This is a genomic window from Mesorhizobium sp. FG116 (assembly GCF_057809835.1).
Genome location: NZ_JBMDKS010000003.1, coordinates 81692 through 102181 on the forward strand (window position 1 = coordinate 81692; position 20490 = coordinate 102181).

The 20490-nt window shown below is 59.4% G+C and carries 19 protein-coding genes and 1 pseudogene; 4 read left to right on the forward strand and 16 right to left on the reverse strand.

Annotation, left to right across the window (positions count from 1 at the left end; all coding sequences use genetic code 11):
• Position 1: 1 nt before the first annotated feature.
• The 8 genes and pseudogenes from ACODTY_RS04010 to ACODTY_RS04045 all read right to left on the reverse strand — a co-directional run bounded on the left by ACODTY_RS04010 (position 2) and on the right by ACODTY_RS04045 (position 7934).
• Positions 2–1114 carry an ABC transporter permease gene (locus tag ACODTY_RS04010; RefSeq protein ID WP_488992998.1) on the reverse strand — a complete coding sequence of 371 codons (1113 nt, stop codon included), beginning with the start codon at positions 1112–1114 and terminating at the stop codon, positions 2–4.
• Positions 1111–2655 carry an ABC transporter ATP-binding protein gene (locus tag ACODTY_RS04015; protein ID WP_488992999.1) on the reverse strand — a complete coding sequence of 515 codons (1545 nt, stop codon included), beginning with the start codon at positions 2653–2655 and terminating at the stop codon, positions 1111–1113. Before ACODTY_RS04015 ends, ACODTY_RS04010 begins: the two co-directional genes overlap by 4 nt.
• Before the next feature lie 102 nt (positions 2656–2757).
• Positions 2758–3765 (reverse strand): BMP family protein, encoded by a 1008-nt coding sequence (locus tag ACODTY_RS04020; protein ID WP_488993000.1) that lies wholly within the window; start codon positions 3763–3765, stop codon positions 2758–2760.
• A 114-nt stretch (positions 3766–3879) separates the two neighbouring features.
• Positions 3880–4683, reverse strand: a complete 804-nt coding sequence (locus ACODTY_RS04025; protein WP_488993001.1) for a 5-formyltetrahydrofolate cyclo-ligase — start codon at positions 4681–4683, stop codon at positions 3880–3882.
• A gap of 143 nt (positions 4684–4826) precedes the next feature.
• A complete protein-coding gene (locus ACODTY_RS04030) occupies positions 4827–5570 on the reverse strand; it encodes a LysR substrate-binding domain-containing protein (protein WP_488993165.1) in 744 nt (247 codons plus the stop codon).
• 15 nt (positions 5571–5585) lie between these two features.
• Positions 5586–5777 (reverse strand): annotated as a pseudogene (locus ACODTY_RS04035) (helix-turn-helix domain-containing protein); the annotation flags it as partial.
• Between the two features lie 233 nt (positions 5778–6010).
• Positions 6011–6868: a MurR/RpiR family transcriptional regulator gene (locus ACODTY_RS04040; RefSeq protein ID WP_488993002.1), complete on the reverse strand. Its 858-nt coding sequence runs from the start codon at positions 6866–6868 to the stop codon at positions 6011–6013.
• Positions 6869–6872: 4 nt separating this feature from the next.
• Entirely contained in the window at positions 6873–7934 is a 1062-nt protein-coding gene (locus ACODTY_RS04045; protein WP_488993003.1) for a polyamine ABC transporter substrate-binding protein, read from the reverse strand.
• 155 nt (positions 7935–8089) lie between these two features.
• Between ACODTY_RS04045 and ACODTY_RS04050 the strand changes: the two genes are divergently transcribed.
• The 4 genes from ACODTY_RS04050 to ACODTY_RS04065 are packed head-to-tail and all read left to right on the forward strand — an operon-like array spanning position 8090 to position 12055.
• The gene (locus tag ACODTY_RS04050; RefSeq protein ID WP_488993004.1) at positions 8090–9184 is read left to right on the forward strand and encodes an ABC transporter ATP-binding protein; all 1095 of its coding nucleotides are present in this window, start codon (positions 8090–8092) and stop codon (positions 9182–9184) included.
• On the forward strand, positions 9181–10101 hold the full coding sequence (locus tag ACODTY_RS04055) for an ABC transporter permease (RefSeq protein WP_488993005.1): 921 nt from the start codon (positions 9181–9183) through the stop codon (positions 10099–10101). The genes ACODTY_RS04050 and ACODTY_RS04055 overlap by 4 nt, the downstream gene beginning before the upstream one ends.
• Positions 10098–10925, forward strand: a complete 828-nt coding sequence (locus ACODTY_RS04060; protein WP_488993006.1) for an ABC transporter permease — start codon at positions 10098–10100, stop codon at positions 10923–10925. Before ACODTY_RS04055 ends, ACODTY_RS04060 begins: the two co-directional genes overlap by 4 nt.
• Positions 10926–10927: 2 nt before the next feature.
• On the forward strand, positions 10928–12055 hold the full coding sequence (locus tag ACODTY_RS04065; protein ID WP_488993007.1) for a DmpA family aminopeptidase: 1128 nt from the start codon (positions 10928–10930) through the stop codon (positions 12053–12055).
• Positions 12056–12132: 77 nt separating this feature from the next.
• Here the strand turns inward: ACODTY_RS04065 and ccmE are convergent, their stop codons facing one another.
• The 8 genes from ccmE to haoB form a co-directional block, all read right to left on the reverse strand.
• The gene (ccmE, locus tag ACODTY_RS04070; protein WP_488993008.1) at positions 12133–12585 is read right to left on the reverse strand and encodes a cytochrome c maturation protein CcmE; all 453 of its coding nucleotides are present in this window, start codon (positions 12583–12585) and stop codon (positions 12133–12135) included.
• Position 12586: 1 nt separating this feature from the next.
• A complete protein-coding gene (gene hemA, locus ACODTY_RS04075) occupies positions 12587–13876 on the reverse strand; it encodes a 5-aminolevulinate synthase (protein WP_488993009.1) in 1290 nt (429 codons plus the stop codon).
• Positions 13877–13886: 10 nt separating this feature from the next.
• Positions 13887–14849: a hypothetical protein gene (locus tag ACODTY_RS04080; protein WP_488993010.1), complete on the reverse strand. Its 963-nt coding sequence runs from the start codon at positions 14847–14849 to the stop codon at positions 13887–13889.
• On the reverse strand, positions 14846–15304 hold the full coding sequence (locus ACODTY_RS04085; RefSeq protein ID WP_488993011.1) for a cytochrome c-type biogenesis protein: 459 nt from the start codon (positions 15302–15304) through the stop codon (positions 14846–14848). The genes ACODTY_RS04080 and ACODTY_RS04085 overlap by 4 nt, the downstream gene beginning before the upstream one ends.
• Complete coding sequence (locus ACODTY_RS04090) at positions 15301–15861, reverse strand: DsbE family thiol:disulfide interchange protein (protein WP_488993012.1); 561 nt, start codon at positions 15859–15861, stop codon at positions 15301–15303. The genes ACODTY_RS04085 and ACODTY_RS04090 overlap by 4 nt, the downstream gene beginning before the upstream one ends.
• The gene (locus ACODTY_RS04095; RefSeq protein ID WP_488993013.1) at positions 15858–17867 is read right to left on the reverse strand and encodes a heme lyase CcmF/NrfE family subunit; all 2010 of its coding nucleotides are present in this window, start codon (positions 17865–17867) and stop codon (positions 15858–15860) included. Before ACODTY_RS04095 ends, ACODTY_RS04090 begins: the two co-directional genes overlap by 4 nt.
• Complete coding sequence (pdxR, locus tag ACODTY_RS04100; protein WP_488993014.1) at positions 17860–19362, reverse strand: MocR-like pyridoxine biosynthesis transcription factor PdxR; 1503 nt, start codon at positions 19360–19362, stop codon at positions 17860–17862. Before pdxR ends, ACODTY_RS04095 begins: the two co-directional genes overlap by 8 nt.
• 114 nt (positions 19363–19476) lie before the next feature.
• A complete protein-coding gene (gene haoB / locus ACODTY_RS04105) occupies positions 19477–20487 on the reverse strand; it encodes a hydroxylamine oxidation protein HaoB (protein ID WP_488993015.1) in 1011 nt (336 codons plus the stop codon).
• Between the last annotated feature and the right edge of the window lie 3 nt (positions 20488–20490).

Consider the following 20490-nt stretch of genomic DNA (forward strand, 5'->3'; position numbering starts at 1 on the left):
GTCAGCCCCTCGCCTCTACCACAGGAGTGATCGTCGGTGTCGATCTACGCACCCCGTAGAAGCGGAGAACGTCGCTTGCCAGAATGAAAAGAATAATGAGGCTTTGAACGATAAAGATGACGGACGCGGGCAAGCCGGCTTGGCGCTGCATCGCATCGGCACCAACGGTCAAGCCGGCGTATAAGAATGCGGCAACGACACAGCCTAGCGGGCTCAATTTGCCAAGAAGCGCTACCACGATACCGATGAACCCGGTGCCCTCGGCCAAACCGTCGACCAAACGATGCTGTACACCCAGAATATCCACCATTCCGGCCATCGCCGCGAGGCCGCCGGCAAGGAATGAGGCGAGCAACTGCCGGGATCCCACATTGATGCCGCCGTAGCGGGCAGCCTTTGGATTCAGGCCGGTAATGATCAGTTCGTAGCCGATCCGGCTTTTCAGCAGCAGGACCCAGACGAGAAAGCTGGCCAAAAGCGCAATAACGATACCAAGATGCGCGCGCGACCCTTCGAAAAGATTGGGCAGCCATGTCTCCTGGGGAAGGCGCGGACTCACCGGCAGGTCACCGGGCGCCCGCAGAGGACCGGAAACCAGATACTGCACGAGGAAAATCGCGACATAGTTCATCATGAGTGAGGTAATGACTTCGTTTCCACCGAAACGGCTTTTGAACAGGCCGACAATGCCGCTCCAAAACGCTCCGGAAGCCATCGAGATCATGATGACAAGAGGAAGGAAGAGGTAGTAGGGGAGGCCTTCGAGGAAACCTCCCGGCAGCGCCTGCATCGCAGTCCATGTCGCCGCCGCGGCCCCAACCAGAAGGCAACCTTCAAAACCAAGAAACGCAAAGCCTGTGCGCCAGGCACAGATCGTCGCGAGGCCAACCAGGATGAGCGGCGCTGCCTTGACCAAGGTGAAGCCAAACCCTCTCCACGTCGCAAAACCGGCTTCGAATAGTTGCAAGTAGGCATGCAGAGGGTTTGCCCCGAAAGGAATCATCAGCAATCCGCCGATAAACAGAGCAGCGAGTACCGACAAGATTGTGATGAGCGCCAAGGCAAGGGGTGAATCCGTAGGCGTCAAGCGCCGCTGAAGGGATAGCCGCCTCATTGGCCCACTCCGGTCACATCCGCCTGGGCTTCTCCGGCCATCATCAAGCCGATCTGCTCCACCGTCGCTGCGGACGTTCTGACAACACCCATGATGCGACCCTCATAGATGACGGCAATTCGATCCGAGAGATTGAATATCTCTTCCAGTTCCGCAGAGATAAGTAAGATCGCCTTGCCCGCATCGCGCTGGGCGATGATTTCGCGCCAAACGGACTCGATAGCCCCCACATCGAGTCCACGCGTCGGCTGCTCAATGACAATTGCGCGCGGATCGCTCATCACCTCCCGGCCAAGGATCAATTTCTGCAGATTGCCGCCCGAAAGTTTGCCGGCGAGATAGTTTGTGTTGTTGGGCCGGATGCCAAAGCGTTCGACAAGTGTATTGGCAAACGAGGCGATCTTCTTCTGGTCCATGATCCCCGACACAGAGGCAAATTCCCGGTGCCGTCCCAAAATGGCGTTCTGGTGAACGGGCAGATCGCCCAATGCACCGACATGGCGCCGATCCGCGGGTACATAGGCGAGACCCTTCCTGTGATGTGCGGCAGGACTTGCAGACGTCAGATCCTCACCGCCCAGCAGGACGCGGCCGCTGGTTATCGTGGTGAGATTCATGATCGCGTTGGCAAGTTCGGTCTGGCCGTTGCCGTCGACGCCGGCAATGCCAAGTATCTCGCCTTCGTGAACCTTCAGATCGATACCGGCGAGCGCCCTGTTGCCACGTCCGTCATTGGCATGAAGGTCAGTCACTTCAAGCAGCGGTCGCCCGGACATCCGAGACGATTTGGTCGCCCGCAAGGCGACGTCGCGCCCGACCATGAGCCGCGCAAGTTCATCCTTGGAGCTTTCTCGCGTTTCCACCGATCCCACTACCCGACCATCTCGCATAATGGTGACCCGGTCACTGATCTCGAGAATCTCGTGAAGCTTGTGGGTCACGATCACAATCGAATGGCCTTTGCTGGCCAAGCTGCGCAGGACCGAGAAAAGCCCCGCCGTTTCCTGAGGCGTCAGCACCGCCGTCGGCTCATCCAGGATGAGCAGTTTCGCGTTGCGGTAGAGAAGCTTCAGGATCTCGACGCGTTGCTGAACGCCTATCGGCAAGTGCTCGACAATATCTGTCGGATTGACCTGGAGTCCGTGAAGCTTCGACAGTTCACGCAGTCTGTCGGCCGCCTTGTTGAGATCGATCACCGGGCCCTGACGGTCATCCATGCCCATGACCAGATTCTCGACAACCGAGAACCGCCGTACCAGCATGAATTCCTGATGGATCATGCCAATTCCAAGCCGGATCGCATCACGGGTGTTTTCGAGATGACATATCTTTCCATCGATCAATATGTCGCCGCTATCGCGACCATACTGACCGTAGAGGATTTGCATCAAGGTGGACTTACCCGCACCATTTTCGCCAAGTAGCGCGTGGATTTCACCGGCGCGGACGTCGAAGTCGACATGGTCGTTGGCAAGCACGCCAGGAAATCGCTTGACGATGCGCCTGAGGCTATAGGCGGCCTGAATTGGTTCTGTCGCCATATACATGTTCCGGTTCGATCACGGCACCGGATCGCCACGCGGCTGATTTGTCCGCGTAGCGTCCATCCCAGCAAGGCAGCTTTCCGTCTCGCATCCTTGCGTTCAAGGAACCAGTTTGGCCACGTCAATTTTCTTCGAGCCAAGATCCTGCCAGATACCGGTGAATTTCGCCCAGGTTTCCGCATCGACAACGGAGGGGTCGTGATCACCCTGAGCGCCGGATTTCGGCGACCACATATCAGTGACTTTTGGAGCCCATTCCGCGCCGCCCTCGAAGGAGTTGTCGGCAATCGTCTTGGCCACTTCCTGCACCATCCAGCCAAGGTTGAGGACAAAGCTGGTCGCCATCTTGCCCGGAGCCAGACCCGACTGGTCCGAATAGCATCCGATGACCTTGGCGCCCGCAGCAACCGCGCCTTGGATCGCGCCAAGACCTGTGACGTTGGCAGCGTGCCAGATCACATCGGCGCCATTGGCGACCATGGTCTTTGCAGCTTCGGTTCCGCGCGCCGCGTTGTCATAGTCACCCGTCACGATGCCGGAAGCCTTGAGGCCCGGGCGCGTCGTTTCCGCTCCGCCCACAAAGCACCGCATCATGCGTTGCTGCGTGGGATTGTCACCACCCCCGACAAACCCCACCGACTTACCAGCATCGGAGATCAAAGCGGCGAGCGCGCCTGCGGCGTAAGCCGCGTCGAAATAAGCGAGGTCGATGTAGCGGACATTGCCCGGGATATCGTCCGAAGGCTTGAACGTTGAAGCAAAGAACTTCTGATCCGGGTACTGGGGCGCAAGCTCGACAAAGGCACTGCCAAACTCGAAACCATGGCCGATTATGAGGTCATAGCCATCACCGGCATATCCCTCGACGACCTGTGGAATCTTTGCCTGCGTCACGTTCTCGGCAAAGGCAGTTTCAAATCCCATCGCCTTGATGGCTTCGAGACCCTCATGAGCAGACTGGTTCCAGCCGCCATCAGTGATCGCTCCCGTCATGATCAGCGCCACCCGCTGATTGGCTGCGAAAACGCGCTGCGTTCCGGTGCCAGCCAACCCGGTGGATGCTATGGCCAGCGCAGAATTTCTCAGAAAAGTACGACGATTGATCATGCTCTTTTTCCCTCTGTAGGTTGGCTTTCTGCCGATTATTTTTCCAGTGAGGCCGACGCCCTATCTGGCGTCGGTCATTCGTCAAACCAAACGGCGGTCACCGTAAGGGGGTTGCTAGCTGTTTGAATTTCTTGCGAGAATGTCTTCCTTCAACTGCTTCAGGAACCAGATGTCTTCAAGCTGGTCCGGCTGCACCAGATCCCAGACAACACCCTTCGGCTGGGCGCGCGTGGTGCGGGTTTCAATGGCGTCCTTTTCGGTCACGATCCAGTTGAGCAATGAATCGTGTTCGAGGATCGGTAGTCGGTCGTCATCGACAACCATGCTGGAGTGCACGGTAGTGACGATAGGCGTTTCCGGCTTGATTTTGCCGAGTTCGCGAAACAGACCAAGCTCAAGATCGGCAAATCCGCCGCCCTTGCCGGTACGTCCGCCGGCCCGAGTGACAGCGATGCATCCGCAAACCACGATATCGAGCGGCTGCATGTCCTCGAAGCGCAACTTCTGGCCCACCTGAACCGCGCCGGCCGACGTGGCGGCAAGCTCAAACTGGACGCCGTCGGCTGCCAGTTTGTTGGGGTCGAGCAAGACCCAGGGCAACTCGCCGGTGCCGAATTCTGGGACAGGCATATAGAGCAGCTTGCCGTCATAAAGCGCGCGCAGGCGCACCGGAATTTGCGGCGGATCAGGGTTACACTTGACGACTTTCGCATTCTTCCAGATTTCAAGCTGAGACAGGCGACGCGCTGCCTCGTCGGCGCCCACCCAGTTGGAGATGCGGCTCCATACCGGACCGATGTTGACGCCGCTGTCCTCAAGCCCCTGCCATATTTCCTTGCGCAATTGATCCTTGTCGGCATTGCGGCCCGCCCAGCGACCGGATTTTTCTTCGTCGGTCGATTCCAGGGTTGATTGCATCGTTGAATGCATTCGGCGTCCTCGCTGTTTCGCGCCATCCCAAGCCGCTTCGATTAGGGCCGGGAACAGTGCATGACCTAACCATCTACCGGGACGCTAACAGCCGAACCGGTATGTGGTTAGTCGACTACCGCATAAGGACTCTATATCGATCTGCTTATAAGGCCGCCCCTGGCCTGGACCCCTTTCGCCACCGTCATTATCTGGTGGCGCAGCCAACTATTGCGCCCTGTGACATGCGCGCGCTCGTGCCAAAGCAGGTAGAAGCTAAGATCTCCGCATTCGGCCGGAGCAGGCAGTTTATTCAAAGGAAGAAGCGAGCAGAAATGTTCCGCGAAATGACGGCTGCTGGTGAAGACAAGGTTGGATGACAGCACGATGTAGGGGATCAGGTTAAATTCGGGGACCATGACCCGGATGTCACGCCGCAAGCCATGTTCGGCCAGTTGGCTGTCGATGGGACCCGGATCGGCCTTCGAGCGTGCGACCGGCGCCACATGCTCAGCCGCCAAGTAATCGGCAATGGTGATTTCATCCTTCTTTGCAAAAGGATGATCGGGCGAGAACATGCAGACAACGTCGTCACGCAAGAGATGCGCAGTCTTGAGATGCCTGGGTGCGCCGGGCCAATTGGAAATCAGCACATCCAGTTCATCACGCTCCAAGGCACCGGCATAATCAAAAGCCTGATCGACAGGACGGATAACAAGGCGGGCAGAGGGAGCGGCGTTTCGTACTTTCTCGATCAGGCGCGGCATCACCAGCGTCTCGATGCAATCACTTGATGCAACCCGGAAAACACCATGTTCGGTCAAAGGATCGAATGCCTGCGGCTCGGAAATGATCTGTTCGATACCGGCAAGGGCCAAACGGGTCGGCGCGATCATGCCTCGACCGCGCTCGGTCAAAACCAGCTTGGAGCCGCTTCGCACTAGAATGGAGTCGCCCGTAGCCTCTCTCAGCCTTTTCAACACAAGGCTGACATAGGGTTGCGACTGATCCAGAAGTTGCGCGGTTCTGGTAACGCTGCATTCCTCAAGAAGCGTGAGCAACACCCGCAACTGACGCCCATCGATCTGTTTGAGATCAGTCATCAACGACGCTCCAAACGAAAGTGCGCCAATTCTGCCGGAGACTCGGGTTTCAGATCAATCTTTATGATCCAAATTGAAACGAGGCGTGCGCAATGTCAGTCCGGCAATGAAGAAGCGCAGCAGCGGCTTCTGTTGATCTTCGCAACAAGGGATCGGTTTTCTGGTACCTCTCACACGGCTTCGGCAACTGCCATCCGTCGCACCAAGATGATCGGCGCTAGGGTCAGGACCTATTAATCGTCTTCGAAGTCACCAAACAAATCCTGCAGACGTGTCAGCATTTCCACCCGGCGGTGGACCTTGTCGCCAAGCACCACGATAAGGTTGGAAAGCAGCAGGTCGATCACCGCCATGATTGTCGCTGAACCATCCCAGAGCGGGCCATGTGGGCCGGGTATGATCAAGGCGATATCCGAGGCTTCCTTGGCCCAAGGACAGAACTCGTCGGTAAGCAGAATCACCTTGACGCCCGATTTGCGCGCTTCAAGTGCCAACGGCAGCGCCTTGGCAGCAAAGCGCCGGGCTTCAATCAGGAAAAGCACGCGGCCTTCGACTGATCCGTCAAGCACCTCGGCGTAGGTGCCATTGAGGCCATCGACATATTGAACGCGCGGCCGTGCATAGGAAAGCTGAGCGGCCATGTATTCGGCCGTACCGCGGATATTCTGGTAGGCCGCGACGTAGACCTCGGTCGCGGCTATCAATGTCTCGACGCAAGCCTGCCACTCAGGGGCGGTTGTCACCTCGTAGACCTGGCGCAGATTGTCGATCTGCTGGGTAATCAGCTTGGCAAGCAGTTTTCCTTCGCGGATGTCTGCCTGCAGTCCGTCGACCTCGCCCTTGACCTGCCAGGCGGGGTTCGAACGGGCATGGCGCAGTTCCTGCTTGAGCGGCTCCAGCCCATCAAAGCCGATCCGGCGCAGAAACCGGCCGACCGTCATCGGGCTAACACCTACCTTGGTTGCGATCGAACGGGCGGTCTCGAACGGAAGCTCCGCCAAGTGCCTTTCCAGGTACTGGGCCAGAAGCTTGTCGGATTTCGATCGACGAAGGTCTTCGTCGCCAAGCCGTTCGAGGATCGCTTTCGACATGGACCTATTGCGCGGTTTTGATCTTGGTCCACAGACGATCGTACTGGCGGATATCCTTGCCGAGATCCTGGAATATCTGCAGACGCTTCATGGTTTCGGCCGGTGGGTTGATCTCTTCACTGTTCTTGATGTTGTCCGGCGTCAAGGCGCGCGCCTTCATGTTCGCCGTGCCGTTGGTCTGCTGGGCCATGTTGAGGGCAGGTATCTCAGGCTGCGTGTAGAACTGCATGAACTTTATGGCATTTTCCTTGTTCGGCGCAGTTTTCAGGACGCAGATATCTTCCTGGTACATGGTCGCTCCTTCTTCAGGAATGACATAACCCAGGTCCTTCTGGTGCGCAAAGACGTCGATCATCGAGCCAATGAAATAGTGCGCGGCAGCGACGTCCCCAGATACGACCATGGGCCTTGAATCATAGGTGAAGGCGGCGACGTATGGCTTCATCTCGATGATGGAATCAGCTGCCTGCTGCAACTCTGCCGAGTCTGTCGAGTTGACGCTATGGCCGTTGAGCATCAGGCCTACGCCCATCACCTCGCGGACGTCATCAAGCAGGGTGAATTTCAGGTTCTTGGCCTTGACCGTCTCGATCAGGTCGCGCCAACCGGTAATATCCTTGCCCAGCTTGGTTCGATTGTACATGATGCCAACCGTTCCCCACGCATAAGGAAGGCAGTATTCGCCCTTCGGGTCGCTTTTGGCCCGCAGGAACGCCGGGTCGATGTTCTGGAACCCCTCGTATTGGTTGATGTCGGTCTTTTCGAGCAGGTCGAGCTTGGCCATGATGTCTTGCATATGGACCGATGGGAACACGATATCGTAGCCGGTCGCTCCACCCTGGATCTTGGCCAGCATCTCCTCGTTTGACGAATAGGTGGACAGGTTCACCTTGATGCCCGTGTCTTGTTCGAACTTCTTCAGCACCTCTGGATTGATGTATTCACCCCAGTTGTAGATGTTGAGTTCGCCGGCAGAAAATGCACCTCCTGCCGATACCAAGAACGCGACGCTTGCGCAGAAAGCCGCGCAAAGGCCCCTGCGTAGTCCCGATCCGAACTGACCCATGAAAGTTCTCCTCTTTGCGGCGGAGCCTGTGGCCTCGCAACTATCCCGTGTGTCGCAGCCCGGTTTCTTTAGCCCGTTGACTTCGATCCAAAAAAGATATCCAAATCCCAAAATGACGCAAGCGTTACTTTAATAACAAAAAAGCAGGGAACAAAATGCAGGATGTCATCGTCGACCTTGCCGGTGCCAGAAAGGTGTTCGCCTCGCCAGAGGGCGGCGAAGTCAGGGCGCTCGACAACATCGACCTCAAGGTGCGCCGCAATGAATTCCTTACGCTGCTAGGTCCCTCCGGCTGTGGCAAGACCACGCTCCTGCAATCGATCGGCGGGTTCGTCCGGCTGGATGCGGGAACCATCTCCATCGACGGCGCCGACATGACGCGGGTTCCGCCGCATCTGCGACCAGTCAACACGGTTTTCCAGAACTACGCCCTGTTCCCGCATATGTCGGTCGAGCAGAATGTCGGCTACGCCCTGGAAGTGAGAGGTGTCCCGGCAAGCGAACGGCGCGAGAAAGTAGGCGCCGCACTGGTCATGGTAGGGCTCGGCGGCATGGAGAAGCGACGCCCGAACCAGCTTTCCGGTGGCCAGCAGCAGAGGGTTGCGCTTGCCCGGGCAATCGTGGCGCGCCCCAAGCTGTTGCTGCTGGACGAGCCGCTATCTGCCCTTGACCGTGGCCTGCGGCATTCCATGCAGATCGAACTGAAAAACCTCCAGAACGAGCTTGGCATCTCGTTCGTGTTCGTCACCCACGACCAAGAGGAAGCGTTGACGATGTCGGACCGGATTGCCGTCCTGCAGCATGGGCGTATCCAGCAGATCGCCGCGCCGCGCGAAATCTATGATCGACCATCGAACCCGTTCGTGGCCAGCTTCATCGGTGTGAGCAACATGTTTGAGGGCAACATCGATAATGGAAACCTGGTCATGGATCGGGGCGAAACCCTGCGACTGGGTAGCACGCTGCAAGACAGCAAGGGACGCGCCACCGCCGTCATAAGGCCGGAGCAATTCTCGCTTTCCTTCGAGCAGGACACCCGCGCCGGCATCGACGTCACCATCGACCAGGTCATTTTCGTCGGCGCCGGTTTCGAGCTGTATGCAAGGACCCGAAGCGGCCGGGAGCTTGTCGCCTCGGCACCTGCTTCCGCGCGCGACGCGGTTGCACGAGCAGAATCAGAGAGGCGCGCACGCCTCATCTACGACCCGGCAAACATTCATATCATGCCCGGCGAAGGAGGCGGCCAATGATCGCTTCCACGCGCGACCGTATGCAGTTGGGCCTTCTGCTTGGGCCTGCCACGATCTTCCTCGCGGTATTCTTCCTCATTCCGCTCGCAATCATGGTCGTCACCAGCTTCCTTGCGCCTGGTCTCTATGGCGGGGTCGAATGGGAATTCTATCCACACAATTTCGGCCGCATATTCGGTTTCGCCGATCCGGCTTTCGAAGAGTTCGATCCCGTTTACCTCGAGATTTTCCTGCGCTCTGTCCGGATCGCCGCCCTGACTGTCATCGCTACACTGCTTGTCTGCTATCCAGCGGCGTTTTGCATCAGCGTGATGCCCGGCAGATGGAAAAGCTTCTGCCTTTTCCTCATAGCCTTGCCCTTCTTCACGAGCTTGATCGTCCGCCTTTTCGTCTGGGTGCTGATCTTGCGACAGAGTGGACCCGTCAACGGCGTCTTGTTGGCGCTGGGGTTGATCGACCAGCCGCTGGACCTCATCTACACAGAGGGCGCGATCATCCTCGGCATGGTCTACATCTTCATCCCTTTCATGTTCATGCCCATCTACGCTAGCGTCGAAAAGCTGGATTGGTCGCTGATCCGGGCGTCGCAGGATCTTGGGGCCGGCCCCATACGCACCTTTGTGCGCGTAATCCTGCCATTGACAGCCCCCGGCATCATTGGCGGCTCGCTCATCGTGTTCATCCCGGCGCTGGGCAACTTTATCGTGCCTGCTATTCTGGGCGGAGCGAAGGTGATGATGCTCGGCAATCTCATCGAGCAGCAATTCCTTTCAGCGCGCAACTGGCCGTTCGGGTCGGCTCTGGCGATGATGGTGATGAGCGTCATGCTTATCACGATGATGGGCTTTGTCTTTGTCTCAGGGCGCCGCAGAAACTCCGTGGCTTCCTTGAGCGGCGGGCAGAGGGGGGCGCAATGAGCTTGAACTGGCTTTTCCGGGGCGGCCTCGTTGCTTACACCGCTCTATTTTTTGCCTTCATCTATCTGCCGCTGGTGCTGATTGCCGTTTACTCGTTCAACTCCAACCCGGTGAACATGATGACCTGGGAAGGGTTCACGACGGACTGGTATTGGCAGGTACTCGGCTTCAAGACGACCGTCTCGGAAGCCGCCATGTATATCGAATCCACCGGTCAGCTTTTGGCGGCGCTGCGCAACAGCGTTGTGATCGCTTTCAGCACCACGCTGATCTCAACAGTGCTGGGAACAGCTCTGGCACTGGCGCTTTACCGATATGATTTCCTTGGTGCCCGTACCTATCGGGTACTGATGTTCATGCCGATGCTCGTGCCAGACATCGTGCTCGGCATCGCCCTGCTGATTTTCTTTGTGAATGCTGGCATTCATCTGGGTATCGGCACGATCATCATAGGCCAATGCACCTTCCTCATCTCCTATGTCTTCGTCGTAGTGTCCAGCCGCCTTGCCGGCATGGATCGCAGCCTTGAACACGCCTCCGCAGATCTCGGCGCGAACGAATGGGTGACTTTCCGCAACGTAGTCCTGCCACAGCTCATGCCTGGCGTTATAGGAGGCGCACTGCTTGCCTTCATCATCTCGATGGATGATCTGGTCATAACCTATTTTATCGCCGGTACCGATGTGACGACCCTGCCGATCTTCATCTTCGCCATGCTGAGGCGCGGCATAAAACCGGAGATCAATGCCATCGCCGTAATGATGCTGACATTCTCCTTCCTCGTTGCATCGCTCGGCCTCTACCTGCGCTCTCGCCAGAAATGACCATGAACACACGGCACAATTCCGACAGAAAGCTTCGAGCGCGCGAACTGGGCTTGCCCTTTGCCGGTACGACTGGGCTCCACAATGCCATTACCGACGTTCCGAACGTCGCAGTGGGACTGCACAGCCTGTGTGAAGCTGCGCCTCGCCCGGGACGCATTTTACCGGTGCGCACCGGCATCACTGCGATCGTGCCTCATCCAGGGGCCGATACGCCAATACCCGTCTTTGCCGGCATCCATCGCTTCAACGGCAACGGCGAGATGACCGGGACGCATTGGATCGAGGATGGCGGCTACTTTCTGGGTCCGATCACCATCACCAACACGCACAGCGTTGGAATGGCTCACCACGCCACGGTCAAGTGGATGCTGGAACGTTATCGCACAACTTACAATGGTGAGCGTCCGCGCTGGATCATGCCGGTGGTTGCCGAAACCTTCGACGGCATCCTGAACGACATCAACACCCTGGCGCTCTGCGAAGGCGATGTGCTGGCCGCTCTCGACGCCGCCTCCGACGGACCGGTAGCTGAAGGCAATACCGGTGGCGGCACAGCCATGATCACCTATGGCTTCAAGGGTGGGACCGGAACATCCTCGAGATGCGTGGAGATCGCCGGGCGCCCCTATACAGTCGGCGTGTTGGTACAGGCCAACCACGGCCAGCGGGATTGGCTCACGATTTGCGGCGTGCCGGTCGGTCGGCATATGCGCGATCTCGGTGCCGACACGGCCGAACGCGGCTCAATCATTGCCGTAGTCGCGACAGATATCCCCATGGCCCCGCACCAGCTCAAACGTGTGGCGCGCCGCTGCACCATTGGCATCGGTCGCAACGGCACCCCGGGCGGCAACAATTCAGGCGACATTTTCATAGCCTTCTCGACGGCCAACGCAGCACCGCTGGTTGACGTTGCGCCGCCTCTACGTAGCATTGAGATGTTGGACGACGACGCCTTCGACCCAATCTACATGGCGGTGGTCGACGCCGTGGAAGAATCCGTCGTCAATGCGATGCTCGCAGCCGAGGATATGGCTGGGACGCGTATCAACCGCAGCAAAATCGAAGCTATCCCAATCACGCCGCTTCTTGAAATCATGAAGCAACACGGCCGTTTGGGACAATGAATGTTCACGCTGTCTCGTGAGCAGCAGCAACGGGAAGGTGAGCCCCTTCTCAAACCGGCACGGCCTCTTGATGCAAGTCACTCCGGGTTCATCGACGAAGCCTGATAACCACCTTTTTCAAGCGCCGCCTGCACTTCGCGCGGCATGTAGTTCTCGTCGTGCTTGGCGAGTATCGTGACGGCCTTGAACGTGCCGTCGTGCATCTGCCCTTCGGCAACGACGCCCTGCCCTTCGCGGAACAGGTCCGGCAGAATGCCATGATAGGATACGGGCAATGACTCCGTCCCGTCGGTGACACGGAAGGCGACCTGCAGACCGTCGGACGAACGGCTGATCGAGCCTTCCTCGACCATGCCGCCAAGTCTGATCTGGGTTCCCGCAGCCACCGCACCGCTGACGATTTCGGTGGGCGAACGGAAGAAGACGATGTCATCGCGAAGCGCGCTCAAGACCAGCGTTGCCGAAACGGCGAGCACCACACCAGCCGCACCAAGGACGAAAAGGCGTTTCGATTTTCTGCTTCTGGCCAAATCAAACCGCCCTTCTCGCGAACGGCAGTTGCAGATCTCGCCAGACATCGGCAAGACCCGTCACGAGATCATTGATCATCCGGTCGGTGTGCAAAGGCGACGGCGTGATGCGCAGGCGCTCGCTGCCATAGGGCACCGTGGGATAGTTGATCGGCTGGACATAGATCGAGTGCCGTTCGAACAAGAGATCGCAAACCGCCTTGCAGCGGGCCGCATCTCCCACCATCACCGGCACGATGTGGCTTTCCGCCTCGAGGAAAGGAATGCGTTCCTCGCGCAGCCGCGCACGCAGTTTTTGCACATTGTCGTGCATCTTCTCGCGCTCCGTATCGCTGGTACGCAAATGCCGGATGCTTGCCAGTGCGCCCGCGGCTACGGCAGGCGGAAGCGCAGAGGTGAAGATAAAGCCGTTCGCGTGGCTGCGAATGGCGTCGATCATCACCTTGGACCCGGCGACATAACCGCCAACGACACCGAAGGCCTTGGCGAGAGTGCCCTGCACAAGATCGATGCGGTCGGCCAGCCCGTCACGCTCGGCGACGCCCGCGCCGGTAGGTCCATACATGCCGACGGCGTGGACCTCGTCCAGATAAGCCATGGCGCCATAGCGCTCGCACAACTCCAGGATTTCACCGATCGGGGCGATGTCGCCATCCATCGAATAGACGGATTCAAAAGCCACCACCTTGCAGCGATGCTTGGGAATGGAGCGCAGGATTTCTTCCAGATGCAGCATATCGTTATGCTGAAAGACGCGCTTCTCGGCACGGCTGGGGCTGATGCCCTGGATCATGGAAGCGTGGTTGAGCTGGTCGGAGATAAGGATGCAGTTGGGCAGGAGACGGCCCAAAGCCGCCAGTGTCGAGAGATTGGCGAGATAGCCACAGCCGAATACGAGCGCAGCCTCCTTGCCGTGGAGTGCCGCAAGCTCGTTCTCCAGCGCGATGATAGGCGAGTGGTTTCCGGAAATGTTGCGGGTGCCACCGGCCCCTGCCCCATAGACGTCCACGGCATCGTGCATGGCGGCGCGCACGTCCGGATGCTGGCCCATGCCGAGATAGTCGTTCGAGCACCAGACGGTGACGACGCGCTCACCCTCGGCAGTCACGGCTACCGACAGGGGAAATTCGCCGACGATGCGCCGGTGCTCCTGAAAGACCCGGTAACGCCCTTCCTGCTTCAATTCCAGCAACGACATATGGAGCAGTCCATCATAGTCCGGACCAACGCCCCATGAAGCGTATGCGGGCCGGTCATCTCTTACGGGCGTCTCGCCTAAGCGACGTTCCATATCCTTGCTCCTAATTCTGCGGCTGGGCCTGGTCGTGCTGGGGAATATCGATACGGGCAAGAAGCGTACGGACCGCTTCCGCCGCCTGCGGGTTGTCGGCAACCATGGGCTCCAACGCGCGCAACTCTTTTCGGGCGACGTCGAGTTGGCCTTTTCGGATCAAAAACAGGCTGTGATACCAGCGCGCCTCCGCAAGGTTCGGTTGCGCGGCCAAAAGATCGGACAGCATCTGTTCAGCACGGTCGAGGTGGGTCTGGTCGGTGCCGGCCAATGCGGCATCGACAAATGCGAGCCTGACTTGAGGATCATCGGGGAATTTTGCCGCCGCCTTGTCGAGCAGCGCTTCACTTTCGGTCTCGCGACCCAGAACACGGTAGCTGCGCAACAGCATCGCGACATCATCGGGCGAATAGTCATCGCTTCCGATGCGCCCTTCAAGCCGCGCCACCATTGCACCGATATCGGGCGCCCCATCGGTGCCCATCGGCATTCCGGCAGGCACGCCAGCGGCATCGCCCGCGTCGGCCACAGGCGGCGTGTCGCCGTGGGGCGAACGTGTCATGTCGATATCGCCCATCGAGGCAAAGCTATGGACGCCGTAGGCAGCTGCGACGATAAACCCGGCGATCAGTGCAACCGTCCACCAGCGCTCGCTGCGTGGCGTTGACGGATAGGTCGGCGTCAATGCCCCGCGCACCTCCCTTAGTCGCGAAAGCGCATGCTCAGCTTCGCCGGCAAGCCGGGTTGCGATCGAAGAATGCTGCGCAGCATCGACACGCCCTTCGGCAAGCGCCAGATCGTTGTCGCGCAGCTGGCCCGTAAGCCGGTCCTTTTCCTCCTGCCAGCGCCGCACAGGGCTGGCGTCCTCCAAGCCTGTGCCGAGCGGAAGACTGGCGCGCTTGCGCAACAACGGACTGACGATGATGACCACAGCAGCGGCGCAAAGCAGGAACGCGATCAGCGATGTGGTCATAATTCCAGTCTCCGCAGTTGTTGTTCGTTGAGCGGCTCGAGGATGCTGGCTTCGTCGTCAGTTCGCCTGGACTTGTCGGCGCTGCGGCGCACGAGAAGCAGATAGGCCCCGCCCGCGAGCAGGAGCAGAATCGGTGGCACCGTCCAGATGATGCCGCCGAAGCCCGCAACGGGCGGCGATAGAAGGACGTAATCCCCGTAGCGGCTGCGGAAGTACTCGACGATCTCTGCTTCAGTTCGACCCTCAACGAGTTGCTCACGCAGCATGACGATCATCTCGCGCGCGGTTCCCGATTGCGAATCGAGAATGTTCTCGCTTTGGCAGACCGGGCAACGCAGCTTTGCGCCAATCTCGCGGACCTGCGTCTCGACCGGAGACTCTGTCTGGAACGGCGCGGTCGCAGCAGGCATCGCCGTAGCGAGGCTGAAAGCGAGAGCCGCTGCAAATCGCTTCATCGCACAGCTCCGATCAGCTTCAGGTTCTGCTCGATCGCCTGCGGTGTCAGCGGCCCAACCTGGCGCGCCTGCACAACGCCGTTAGCATCGACGAAAAAGGTCTCGGGCATACCGTAGACACCAAAATCGATACCCAGCCGCCCGCGCTTGTCTTGCCCCGATGGGTAAGGAAAGTGGCCCTGCCGATCGAGGAACTGCGCGGCCGCCACCGGGCTATCGCGATAGTTGATGCCGACGATGTCGAACTCGTCGAACAGTTCCGCGCGGTCGCCAAGTTGGACCAGTAGCGGATGCTCTTCGCGGCAGGACACGCACCACGACGCCCAGAAATTGATGACCAGCGGCTTGCCGAGCAGCTTTTCGGACGCCACCTGTTCGCTGCCGCTCAGCGGTTCCAGGGAAAAGGTCGGAAGCGAGCGCCCGACGATCATTGACGGGATAAAGGACGGATCCTTGGTAAGTCCGATGCCGAGCAGAAGTGGGATCGCCACCACGGCAGCGCCGAGCAGCCATTTCCAGCGCGGTATGGGGCGCTTTTGTGAAGCGAGCATCGTCATTCGGCGGGCACTCCTCTTGCCGGCGGAGCAACCGCCCTTGCCGAGCGCTCAGCCCTGCGCCTGCTCGTGCCGGACAGTGACAGGAGCGAACCGCAGGCAACGATCACCCAGCCGGCCCAGATCCAGCTCACCAGCGGATTCCAGTAACCGCGTATGGTTACTCCACCCTGCTGCGTCTCTTCACCGATGATCATGTAAAGGTCGCCGCTGAATGAAGAGCGGATCGCAATCTCGGTCGTCGCCATAGAGCGCACGGTGTAGAAGCGCTTTTCCGGCTGCATCTCGTAGAGAGGCTTGCCGTCACGCGCGACACTCAAGATGGCCGCGCGACCCTGATAGTTGGAGCCGCTGGCGTCCGAAACCTCGCGCAATGTAATGACATTGCCGGCCAGTTCGAAACTGTCACCAGGCTTCAGCGACACAGTTACGGCCGTCTGGAACAGGCCGGAGGCGATCATGCCAGCCCCGATCAGGGCGATGCCGAGATGGACTATGAGCCCGCCGAAACGCTGGCGCCCAAACGAAAGCACGTTGCGCGCAGCGCGAAGCCAGGATTCACCGGTTACGCGCCGGCGCGCATAGATACCCATCCCGATATCGGCCAGGGTCGCAGAGAAGGCAAAGGCTACAGCCGCGATAGCACTGAGCGTCAGCAGATCACGCACGCCTGCTATCAGCGCAACACCGACCGCCAACGAACCCCCAACAAGCGGCTTGCGCAGCATTGCCGAAAGACGCCGCGCGTCTACCTTGCGCCACGGAATCGATGGCCCAATGCCGAGCAGGAAGACGACCGCCAGCATCAGCGGCACGACCACCTTGTTGAAGTAAGGGGCGCCGACGCTGAGCCGTTCACCCGACACCGCTTCGACGAACAGCGGATAAAGCGTGCCTAGAAAAACAGTGGCTGCCGCAACCAGCAGCAGCACATTGTTGGCGAGGATCGCGCTTTCACGCGAATACGGGCTCTCGACCAGCGCATCCGACAGGAGCCGATCGGAGCGAAACAGGATCAGCCCGTAGCCGAACACCATCGTTACCGACAGGAAGCCCAGCATGTACGCCCCTCGCCCCGGGTCTACCGCAAAGGCATGAACGGAAGTCAGCACGCCGGAGCGGACGAGGAAAGTGCCGATCAAGGTGAGCAGGAATGTCGTCACCACGAGGAACACGTTCCAGGTTCGGAACAGGCCGCGCTTGTCCTGCGCCATCATCGAATGCAGCAGCGCCGTGCCGGTCAGCCACGGCATCAGCGACGCATTCTCCACCGGGTCCCATGCCCAGTATCCGCCCCAACCCAGCTCGTAATAAGCCCAGAACCCGCCCATCAGGATGCCGCTGGTCAGCATCGTCCAGGCAAACAGCGTCCAGCGCCGCACGGCGCGAACCCATTCGGCGCCCGAGTGGGTACGGACCAGCGAGGCAATCGCAAAGGCGAATGGGACAGCGAAGCCGACATAGCCGAGATAGAGAACCGGCGGATGGAAAACGAGGCCGGGGTCCTGCAACAACGGATTGAGATCCTGTCCGTCGGGAAGCGCCGGCGTCATGGTCAGGAACGGATTGGACAAGAAGACAATGAACGCAAGGAAGCCGAACTGGATCGCGCCGAGCGTGGCGATGATCCACGGCATTGAAAGCGGATGGTCCTTCCAGTGCACCTTGACCGCAATCGCCGACAGCAGCACCAGATAAAACAGCCACAGCATGAGCGAGCCTTCATGCGCGCCCCACATCGCCGTCAGGCGGTAGATCATCGGCAGTTGCGAATTGCTGTTCTGCGCGACATAGGCGACCGAGAAGTCGAGCGTGGCGAACGACCAGATAAGGGTCGCGCACCCGAATGCGACGAGAAGCAGGTTGGCGAACAGTGCATTGCGCGCCGCACGCAGCCAGGCCGGCGAGGAGCGCAGGGATGCCAGTATTGCTCCGGTAACCGCCGCCACGCTTAGCACCAGCGCAAGCGAGGTTGCGAGCTGGCCAAGCTTGATGAGAGACTCAACCATCCGCCGCTCCCGTGTCGCCACCTGTCACCACATCCGCAATGCGGGCAGTCGCGATCCTGATGCTCTTTTCTGAAAGGGCTGCATAACCAAACAGCAGCGTGTCTTTGGCGCGCGGATTGTCCGGAGTGATGAACGCTCCGCCCGAACCCGGCACGTAAACGCCGACACCGCGTTCTGCGGCACGCCGCTCTATATCGCGTGCATCCCCGAAGCCGGATGGCAGGCGCAGCGACAGATGCATACCACCGCGCATACCTTTGAATTCCGCGTCTGCGAACGTCGGCCTCAACGTTTCGACCAGCACGTCGCGGCGCGCCTTGTAGATCGCCCGGATGCGCCGCAAATGACGCATGAAGCCGCCGCTGTTCATGAACTCGGCCATTGCCGATTGCTCCAGCCAGGGATTGCCATTGCTGGTCAGCGACTTCCATTCGCGCAACGCGCGCGCCAACGCCGGCGGCGCAACGATGAAGCCAAGTCTCAGGCCTGCTGCGAGCGATTTCGAGAATGTACCGAGGTAAAGCACCCGCCCCCGGCAATCGAGCCCGCGTAGGGCCGTAAGCGGCGCGCCTTCGTAACGGAAGTCGCCGTCGTAGTCGTCTTCGATCACATAGCTGTCGGTGCGCGCCGCCCATTCAAGCAAGGCCAAACGCCTTTCCAGCGATAGCGTCACACCAAGCGGATACTGGTGCGACGGGGTCACATAGAGCAGGTTGCGTCGCGTTTCCGGTAGGCGCGACACGTCGATGCCATCCTGATCGACAGGCACGGGAACCGGTTTGAAGCCACAGCTTTCGAACAGGAAGCGCGAGCCCTGGTAGCAGGGGTCCTCGTGAACAAAATGCTTTGCGTAGCCGCTTAGGGTCCGCGCAATGAGGTCCAAACCATCCTGCGAACCGTTGACCACGACGATATCATCGGGCTTGGCCGAAACGCCGCGCGAAGGACCGATGTGGTCGGCAATGCCCTGCCTGAGCTCGGGCAGGCCCTGCGGGTCCTGATACTCCGCGAAGCGCGCCCCGCCATAGCGCACCTTGGCATCGAGTATCCTGCGCCATTCGTTGACGGGAAAGGTCGAGGCGTCGACGCGTCCGATCCAGAAGTCGTGTTCAAACCTGCCACGGTTCGGGCTGATGACAGTCTGTGCCCTCACACGGCTCGACAGCGGATGGATGTCGCCGTTGTTGTCGTTGGCCTGGAATTCTTCGCCGGCTGAGCCACGCAGCGTGATCGACATGCCATTTTCGGGCAGGCTCGAACTGACGAAGGTGCCGACATTGGGACGGCTTTCAATATAGCCTTCACTCAGCAACTGCTCGTAGGCGAGCATGACTGTATTGCGCGATACGCCGAGCTGTTCGCTCAACGCGCGTGATGCCGGTACCGGATCCCCGCTTCGCAGCTTGTTTTCCAGGATCAATCCCCTGATCTGGTCAAACAACTGACGCTGCAACGTGCGGGAATCACTCGGATTGATCGTCAACACGACCTGCATCGCGAGCCCTCCCTGGCTCCATAGACTACCTGAAATTCTGGCAATGCATGGTACCACAGGAACATAAATTGCTGATGCCGGATGGGTCCGGTTCAGGTCTTGCAGGCCAAGGCATCAGCCAGCGTGGACGGCGGAAATCCGATAAACCCAATAGCCCCCGTTCTGGTAGACGAGCGTGGCGTCGGGAACTTGCCCTATCTGGGCGGAATTGAACGGGAGCAACTGGCCGAGCAACGAGGACTTTCCGGCCGCGTCGGCAAGGTAGTAGGCGCGCACGGCGTTTTCATCGCGCGGGATCACCGCATAGGCGGCAAAGCCCTCATCCTTCACCCAGGTCTTCACCAGTTTGGTGACATCATGGACATCGCTGGCGCCGGGAAAATCGCGCAGGCCGACGGAAAATCGGTCCGGTGCCGCCACGCCGATGTCGAAGGCATCACGCACATGCAAGACGACATAGCTTTCCCGTGTATCCGCCATCACCTGCAGGCGGGCGACACCATATTTGTCTTCAGCCCCGAGCGCATCGAGGAAAGCGGCGAGTTTTTCGTCCGCCTCTTTGTCGACCGAAGGCCGCCACTGCCTCTCCGTTTCGGCGATCGCCTCTTTCGAGCCAACCCAGACGTCAGGAGAGCGCAGCGTGGCGCTGTCGTCGGCTCCGGCCAGCGGAAAACGGGCCGGCACCAGTGCCGCCAGCCTTTGCGACAAGCCGGGCATGGCGAAAACGAGGCTGTCCGCCGGCAAGTGCGCCTGCAACGTTTGCGCGAGTTTCCGGTCTTCCTCGACGGAAATATCCGAACGAAGAACCGGTTCGCCTATTTCGCTCTTCCAGCCAATGATGAGGCCCGGTTTTCCCTCTCGCTCGAGAACCTCTCCACTTACAAGCAACTTGCCGGTATCAGCCGTCCTGAGGCTGACGGATTTCAGCTTCGCGTCGGGCAACATCTGCGCCAGGGCAAGGCTGGCCTCGTCCGGTTTTTCGACATCCTTCAACTCGTAGACATAAGGCGTCGGACGCTTCTCCACCTGGAACGCATAGGCGGTCAGCAGGCCGCCGGCCACCAGCATCGCCGCACCAATCCCGGCAACGAGGCCGGGAGTGGTTCCTATCCTGGAGAGTTTCATCAT

Coding starts and splice junctions, on each gene's coding strand:
- ACODTY_RS04025 (WP_488993001.1), bottom strand. CDS start 4,683: ATGCAATCAACCCTGGAATCGACCGACGAAGAAAAATCCGGTCGCTGG.
- pdxR (WP_488993014.1), bottom strand. CDS start 19,362: ATGCAGGTCGTGTTGACGATCAATCCGAGTGATTCCCGCACGTTGCAG.
- ACODTY_RS04095 (WP_488993013.1), bottom strand. CDS start 17,867: ATGGTTGAGTCTCTCATCAAGCTTGGCCAGCTCGCAACCTCGCTTGCG.
- ACODTY_RS04080 (WP_488993010.1), bottom strand. CDS start 14,849: ATGACCACATCGCTGATCGCGTTCCTGCTTTGCGCCGCTGCTGTGGTC.
- ACODTY_RS04020 (WP_488993000.1), bottom strand. CDS start 3,765: ATGATCAATCGTCGTACTTTTCTGAGAAATTCTGCGCTGGCCATAGCA.
- ACODTY_RS04060 (WP_488993006.1), top strand. CDS start 10,098: ATGAGCTTGAACTGGCTTTTCCGGGGCGGCCTCGTTGCTTACACCGCT.
- ACODTY_RS04045 (WP_488993003.1), bottom strand. CDS start 7,934: ATGGGTCAGTTCGGATCGGGACTACGCAGGGGCCTTTGCGCGGCTTTC.
- ACODTY_RS04010 (WP_488992998.1), bottom strand. CDS start 1,114: ATGAGGCGGCTATCCCTTCAGCGGCGCTTGACGCCTACGGATTCACCC.
- ACODTY_RS04015 (WP_488992999.1), bottom strand. CDS start 2,655: ATGGCGACAGAACCAATTCAGGCCGCCTATAGCCTCAGGCGCATCGTC.
- ACODTY_RS04050 (WP_488993004.1), top strand. CDS start 8,090: ATGCAGGATGTCATCGTCGACCTTGCCGGTGCCAGAAAGGTGTTCGCC.
- ACODTY_RS04055 (WP_488993005.1), top strand. CDS start 9,181: ATGATCGCTTCCACGCGCGACCGTATGCAGTTGGGCCTTCTGCTTGGG.
- ACODTY_RS04065 (WP_488993007.1), top strand. CDS start 10,928: ATGAACACACGGCACAATTCCGACAGAAAGCTTCGAGCGCGCGAACTG.
- haoB (WP_488993015.1), bottom strand. CDS start 20,487: ATGAAACTCTCCAGGATAGGAACCACTCCCGGCCTCGTTGCCGGGATT.
- ACODTY_RS04040 (WP_488993002.1), bottom strand. CDS start 6,868: ATGTCGAAAGCGATCCTCGAACGGCTTGGCGACGAAGACCTTCGTCGA.
- ACODTY_RS04085 (WP_488993011.1), bottom strand. CDS start 15,304: ATGAAGCGATTTGCAGCGGCTCTCGCTTTCAGCCTCGCTACGGCGATG.
- ACODTY_RS04090 (WP_488993012.1), bottom strand. CDS start 15,861: ATGACGATGCTCGCTTCACAAAAGCGCCCCATACCGCGCTGGAAATGG.
- hemA (WP_488993009.1), bottom strand. CDS start 13,876: ATGGAACGTCGCTTAGGCGAGACGCCCGTAAGAGATGACCGGCCCGCA.
- ACODTY_RS04030 (WP_488993165.1), bottom strand. CDS start 5,570: ATGATCGCGCCGACCCGTTTGGCCCTTGCCGGTATCGAACAGATCATT.